Source organism: Saccharopolyspora elongata, from assembly GCF_004348985.1.
Taxonomy (GTDB): Bacteria; Actinomycetota; Actinomycetes; order Mycobacteriales; family Pseudonocardiaceae; genus Saccharopolyspora; species Saccharopolyspora elongata.
In genome coordinates, this window is record NZ_SMKW01000097.1 from 25,605 (window position 1) to 32,665 (window position 7,061).

Consider the following 7,061-nt stretch of genomic DNA (forward strand, 5'->3'; position numbering starts at 1 on the left):
GACTTCGATTCCGGCTTCCGTTCCGGTTTCGGCGGCTGCCCGGTGGGCCGAAAGGTCGACTCGGGACGCGGCTGCGCGCCCGAGGACTCCTCGCTCCGGCCGCTGTAGAACTCCTCCTTCACCTTGGCGAACGCCTCTTCGATCCGCTGCCGTTCAGCGTCCGGGCGCCCCGCCATTCGCAGCCTCTCGGCCGCCCGCTCAATCCGGTGGAACGGCCAATCACGCTCGACACCCAGCACCTTGTAGGGGTCCATCGGCGGGCTCGCCGGAGCCGGTCGCGCACCGGATGTGCTCGGCCGCGAGCCAGACGCAGTCGGTCGCGCACCGGGTGCGTCCGGACGCGGGCGCGGCTCCGAGTGGCTCGCTTCACGTCGGCGAATCTCGTCGCGCAGTTCGTCTTTGGCGAAACTGCCTTCCGTCCAGAAGTAGGACAGGACTTCTTGCTCCGAGCCGGTGTAGGACGGAACCGTCTGGTTGTAGTAGCCCAGCCAATTTCCGTTGTCCCTGGCCCCGATGCGCCCACCGGACGCCAGCCCCATCTCGGTGTCCGCGGTGAACACCCGCAACGCGAGTCCACGCCAGTGCAAGCGCGCGGCCAGGTCCCTGACGCCGCTTGCTTGCGAGGCACCGTGCACCGGAAGCAACAGCGAATCGAATCCCCGGAGCCGAATGGCTTCCTGGACCCGTTCGGAATCGGCGATGAAGTTCGCCAACGTGGTTCCGCTGACCCAGATCTCGGTGGTGCCTCCGTCGGAGTCGACCGGGATCATGAACCCGTGCCTGACGGGACTGACCGCGAGGACCAGTGAGTTCGCGAAGGGAGAGTCTGCGATCTCGCTGTTGGGCCGGGACCCGCTCCTGCGCCTTGCTTCGCCGACCGACTCGCCGGGCATGGTGCGCACCACGCGGATCGGGCCCCGGATGCCCTTGGCCCAATCGCGGAACTCCGCCCTTGTGGCCGGATCCGCCAGCAACTCGAATCCACGCCGCCGCCCGTCCGCGTCGCGCAGCGCGCCGAACTTCGCATCCTCTCGAGCGAAAGTGACGGAACGGTTGGAATCATTCAGTCCGGGGTACAACTCGGGCGCAGCCGGCCGGGGTGCCGGCCGATCGTGCGGACGGGAATCCGCGCTAGGCCGGAACTCCGGCTCCGGCCTGGGTACGGGCCGGGGTGCGGTGCGATCGTACGGACGGGAATCCGCGCGAGGCCGGGTCTCCGGTTCCGGCCGAACCGTTGACCGTCGATTGATTTCGTCGATCTCGGCACGAGAGAAGCGGGTCTGGCCATAAGCGAACTTCGTGGCGCCACGGAAGGTCAGCATTCCGCCGTTGTCCAGCACGACCAGGCGTCCACCGTCTTGCAGTTCCATCGGGCCGTCACCGGTGCTCACCGCGAGTTCAGGCTTGGCATCGGCCAGCTTACGACCGAGTTCCACGGGGGCATCGGGCGAATAGGAGCCCGATAGCAGCAGTAGCACGGAGTTGGCTCGGCGGACGCTCGTCGATTCGGCCACGAGCGCCTGCGCGGCAGTCTTCGCATCCACCCAGACCCGGAGTACCCCGCTATCGGTGAGGACGGGCAGCGCGTACCTGCCGCCCCCCCGGGCGCTGACCGCCAGAACCGCCGCACCATCGAATCTCATGGTCACTTCGGCGTTACGAACCCAGCTGTTCTCCACGGCATTGGCCGCTGATTCGCCGGGCATCGTGCGCACCACGCTGAACGTGGCGTCGCGGACACCTTGCAGCCAGCGCTTCACCTCGTTGGCAAGACCGGTGTCCGGCAGCGCGGAGACCAGCCTCATATCGCCTGCATCGATCCCCTTCACAGCCACTTCGCCACGCCCGAACTTGACCGGGCGCCCCGCGTCATCCTTGCCCTGGTAAGGCGACGAACCACCGCCCCAACCGGACGGTTGCCTGACCTCCGAGCTGTCAGGAACCGAATCGGGCTCTTCAGCCGCGATTCGTTCGGCCGCCGAGCGCGTGCCGACCGGCGAGTACATCGGTGTCAGCACCACGCCCTGGGGAGCCTCCCAGAACTCCACCTTCGACGGAGAATCCCAGAACTGCTGGCTCTCCTCCTGAGGATTCAGGAGAATGGGGCGATCTTTCTTGACAGCCGCGAAATAGTGGCCACCGTCAGGGTAATACGCGAGCACCATGCCGGACGCGCCGCGCTCCAGGCGTGACAGATATTCCTCGACATCGGCAACTCCCGAGAACTCGCCCACATACCTCAGACCCGAACCCTCGATCCGATCCCGATGCACCTCCCCACTCGGCCCGGCCACGAATTCCCTGGCCCGATCAGGATGCGCCAACCGGTTCAAGAACTGAATCGTCGCCGCAGCACAATTCGTCCGATACCCCAGATCGCCGTCGACATCGCCATCGAAATTATCCTTGTTCACCCCGCGCATGAGTTCGAGAAGCTCTTGATGCTCTTGCGCATCAAACCCAGTGGGATGCCCAGACGTGTTCGCCGTGGACGGCGCCGGCCGAACCTCGCGCCGGCCTCCCGTCGCGGGCCCGGACGCGCCTCTGCGCTTCGGCTCACGCCGAGCGTGGTCGGCCTGGACAATCCGCGCCTTGTCCCCGCGCGGGGATCGCCGGACGGTCCCGGCACGGACCCTGCTGATGTCGAACCGCAGCTGGAAGTTGCCGGAGCCGTCCCGCCTGACGCCGCCACCCGAGATGTGGAACTTCTGGTCGTCGGGCAGCTTTTTCAACTCGTTGAACGTGTCCACGATGTTCTTCGTGGACTTGCCGTTCACCGTCTTCATGACCTCGGCGTAGACATCATCGTGGGCATCGAAGTCCACGCCGTTCCGGCCGGCCAGCACGTTGCCGAAAACGTCCTTGGCCGCCGTGCCGGAGATGTTCTGCCGGAAGATGGTGTCCGGAAGCCGATCCGGAACATCCCCGGGTTTCGTCTTCCTGCCGAACAGCTTCGGAGCCCGCTTGTCGATCTCCTTCGCCTTGGTCACCTCGTTGAACAGCGCCTCCGCCTGCGACCACTGGTGGATGAAGGCATCGCTGGCGGTGTACCTACCCCCCTTGGCCCGGTAGTTCTCCATCATCACCGCGACACTGCCCGCGTCGTCCCGCCCGTAGAGGTTGTGGAAGTGCCCGCCGGACTCCGGGGCGTCGCTCTCCGGCTTCGTGGGATGCGGCCGGTAATCGGCGGTCTGCTCGTCCACGTCGACCAGCTTCGGGCTGGGGACGGGTCGGCCGAACTCGGCAAGTGCCGCGGACCGGCGCGCGTGCATGGTTTCGCGCTCACCGTCTTCCACAGCGGCGAGGTAGTGCGCCAGCCGCTCCTCCGGCGGATCGAAGCGCTGCCGCCCCGGAGAAACCTGCTGGTTGACCGTGGCGTCGCCGATGCTGTGCCGCTGACCGTCCTGATGGCTGACGTGGAATTCGGCCAGGCGCTCCGCCAGCCTCGACACACCATCGTCGCCACGCCACTGAGCTGCGTCACCACTGACGTGGAAGTCCCCCAGCCGCTCCGCCAGGTCCGACACATCGCCGTAGCTGGATCCGGCCGGTGTGCCATCTCCCGACGACGCCTCAGACAGCCCTCCGGCGTGCGCGTTCCGCTTCGCACCCTCCGGGCGGGAGAACTCCGCCCCAGCCCCGCCGGTCCAGGACTCATCGATGCCGTCCTCACCCGGCACATGCCCGCCATCGATGCTCTTGCCCTGCGGATCCTGCCCTCTCCGGCTGTCGTCGATGACGTTCTGGAGCAGCCGGAAGCCGCTCGCCGCCACGTCGGCTTCCGTTCCGCGGTCAGCTCGGCGGGGCCGCTGGGGATCGTCCGGATCGACTTTCAGGATCTTGTACGAGCCGAACTCGGAAAGTCCGTCGAAAGCCTGCTCCGAAAGCGCTCTCGCCAGCAGCCCAGGATTCCCACTGGACGGGTCTTCCTGGCCTCCGAGTGATACGAAAGTGATGCGGTCAAACCACTGACGACGCTCCCGCACCGGGAATTCGTCGTCAGAGAGAACATCGCGAGAAATCTTCTTCAACGAGGAAGTATCGCCGTCCTCGTGGATCCCAAGAGCATGCACCACCGGCGCGTGCGATCCCTCGGCTGCGTTCAGGTATTGCTGAACGTAGTATTGCGCTGCGATCAACGAAAGTCCCGATTGAACGTAGTCGATCAACAGCACATCCCGGCCGTGGGGCAAATCGGCCAAGAACTCGTTGAAGTGCGCGGAGAGCAGCTCCAGTTGCCCATCCGTTGGCGGGTCGAACCCCATCGCCGCAAACATGCCGTGCAGGACGGAGTCCGGCAACGGCGCCGGCCGGAAGCTCGACAACGGTAGGTTGATGGCGCCGTGGCCACGAGACTGGAGCGCCGCGACGACCGGCACTGGACTGCGACCGATGCCCACGTAGCTGAACCGGTCGGGCGGATACGCCTTGAGGACGTACTCCGTCAACTCGTTGACCGCGCTCTCGACACGCTTCTGCTCGTTCAAGTGGTGCCGGCCCGCCAAGTGCCGAATCGTCTCGTAGAAGCGCTGCGCCTCATCGATCCCGTAGGTCCGCCCAGCCATGTCGGCCGGACCATTCGTGATGTAGTACAAACCCCCACCGGGAGCTCCGCTCCGGGTGATCGGCGGGCCGCTGAGGTACACCTTCGCGGCCAGGTCGATGCCGCCCTCCTGGGGATAGATGTACCCGCTTTCGGCCAGCCACGCCCGCGCTATTTCCGGAGTCAGCCAGACCCCTTGCTCACCGGCTACAAGCAACGTGTGCTTGGATTCGGCCGGATGCCTCTGCAGCTCGGCTTGCGACACGTCGACGTCGAAATCGTCGATCGCCTCGCTGTCGTCGATGATCCGATTGAGTCGATCCTCGATGTCCTCGGAGTTCGCCTCGAGATGCGGAGGAGACAGCGGCACATCCCCGCCAGGCTCAGGGCGGGAGAACTCCTCCCCAGTCCCGCCGGTCAACGAATCATAGATGTCGGTGTCAGCCGGTGCGGGACCTGTGTCGCCGACGGCTGGGAGCGCGGTCTTGAGCGGGCCGGCGGGGTGCCCCTTCGGGATCGACAGCAGAAGGATCAGGTTGTCGGGATCCTTCGGCAGGAAAGCCGGACGCCCCTTCTGGTCCTGGGGATGGACATAGGTCACCCGGCCCGCATCGTTCTTCTCCGCGAAGAAGAAATGTCCCGTCCCCTTGGGGGACCTGATGTACACGACCCCCTGCGCACCAGGCTCCCATTTGTCCAGAATGGTCTTGTTGAGAGTGGACAGACCACCCTCCTGTTTCTCGAACCGCGCCCCGAAGTAGTCGTGCATCTCGCCCACCGACATTCTCCGGGACGACGGTCCAGCGTGGAACTGCCGACCGTGTTTCCTGCTGCGGAACTCCTGAATCGTGGCAACGCCACAGTTGATTCGGCGCCCAGGCGCATCATCCGCCAGCGCGGGGTCGGTGTTGCCTTCCGGAGCCCGGTTCACCTTGAGGGACTCCGGGAACTCCCGCCGCATGATTTCCGCGGCAACATCGTCGTCCGGGAAGCTATCCAGCGACACCACCTGAGGCAGCGGGCCCTGCCAATTCTTGATATCGGACAGATCGCGCGAAGCGGTCTCGACCGGAGTCTCCGACGGGCTCTGGACATCTACGTCGGGATCGGACTCATCGCCGCTTTCATAGCCTTCATCGACGAACGAGTCCTTCACCGGGGCCACCGCCGGGACAGCACCCGTCGGCTGGTCCGTGACCGACGCCGGGGCAGTCTCCCCCAACGTCTCCGGCGCGTCCCGGACGAACGACACGTCCCCATCGTGCTGGGACTCGTCCTCGCTCACATAGCCTTCATCAACGGGCGGGCCCGCCACTGGCACCACCGGCTGTGCCGACGCCACCTGCAGCTGCGGTTCACCGCCGCTCTTCGGCGTTCCGGCCTTGCCGGACGTGGCCGAACTCGTCCGCTGATCGCTGCCGGAGGACACAGTGGACGGCCCGTCGCGCTGGGTCAGGGGCTGGTTCCCGGTCGACGTCTCACCCGTCGGCGCTTCGTAGGACAGCTGCGTCGAAAGCCGGGACCGGCCGACCTGATCGCCCACGGCCGACTGGTCGGACTTGTCCCGGGACACGTCCTGGGTCGAGGTGCTCGACGTGCCCGCGGGGTTCGAAGGTGCCTGCGAGTTGCCGGCCTGACCGGACGGCGTGGACGTGGCGCTCGGCGTTCCCGACTGCTGCCCCGGCCCGGCCTGCTGACCGGTCGGGCGGAGTTGCGCGGACCCGTTCTCGCCCTGCTCCTGCTGGTCCGCTCGTGGCTGGTCGCGCTCTAGCGACACCGAGTTCTGGTCGAGGCCGCGCTGACCAGCGTTCTGCTGGCTTGGCGCCGACTGCTCCGGCGACTGCTGCCCCTGGACCTGCTGGTTCGGGGTCTGCTGACCCGGGTTCTGGCCGGACGACTGCTGATTCAGGGTCTGCTGGTTCGGGGACTGCTGACCTGGGACCTGCTGGTTCGGCGACTGCTGCCCCGGCGACTGCTGGCCCGGGGCCTGCTGGTTCGGCGACTGCTGCCCCGGCGACTGCTCGCCGCCCGGCTGCTGGGCGGGCGGCTGCTCGACGGGCGTGTGCCGCACCGGCGGCTGCTCGGCGGACGGTTGCTGGGCCTGGGGATTCTGGTCACCGACCGGCGGATCCACGCCCTGCGGCGCGTTTCCGTGCGGCGTCGTCGTGTCGAAGCCGGGCAAGCCCTGGTTCGAACCGACGTCCTGCGGCATGCCGGAAACCGGCGGCTGCCCGGCCGGTTGCCCCACCGAAACCGGTCCGGTTTCGATGCCCGCAGGTGGCGGCGTTTCCCCGCCGACGCCCGGGGGCGGAGACACCGCAGGCGGAGCCGACGCAGGTGGCGGGGAGCCCGCAGGCGGAGAACCCACAGGCGACACACCCGCCGGTGGCGGTGCCGAACCGGGCCGAGAGCCCGCCGGTGGCGGAGCCGAACCAGGTGGCGGAGAACCCACAGGCTGCTCCGCGGCCGGAGGCTGGTACGCGGGCGGCGGTTCCTCGGACGGGGGCTGGTATGCGGG

Annotated in this window: 1 protein-coding gene (only partly in view); it reads right to left on the minus strand. The window is 67.0% G+C overall.

Features of this window, described 5'->3' with window-relative positions; translation table 11 throughout:
- A protein-coding gene (locus E1288_RS40620) for a DnaJ domain-containing protein (RefSeq protein WP_132493996.1) crosses the window boundary here: on the minus strand, positions 1-6,755 show its 5' portion. 25,483 nt of this gene lie to the left of the window's left edge; 6,755 of the gene's 32,238 nt are visible here — the first part of the coding sequence; the start codon lies at positions 6,753-6,755; its stop codon lies off the left edge, out of view.
- Positions 6,756-7,061 lie beyond the last annotated feature (306 nt).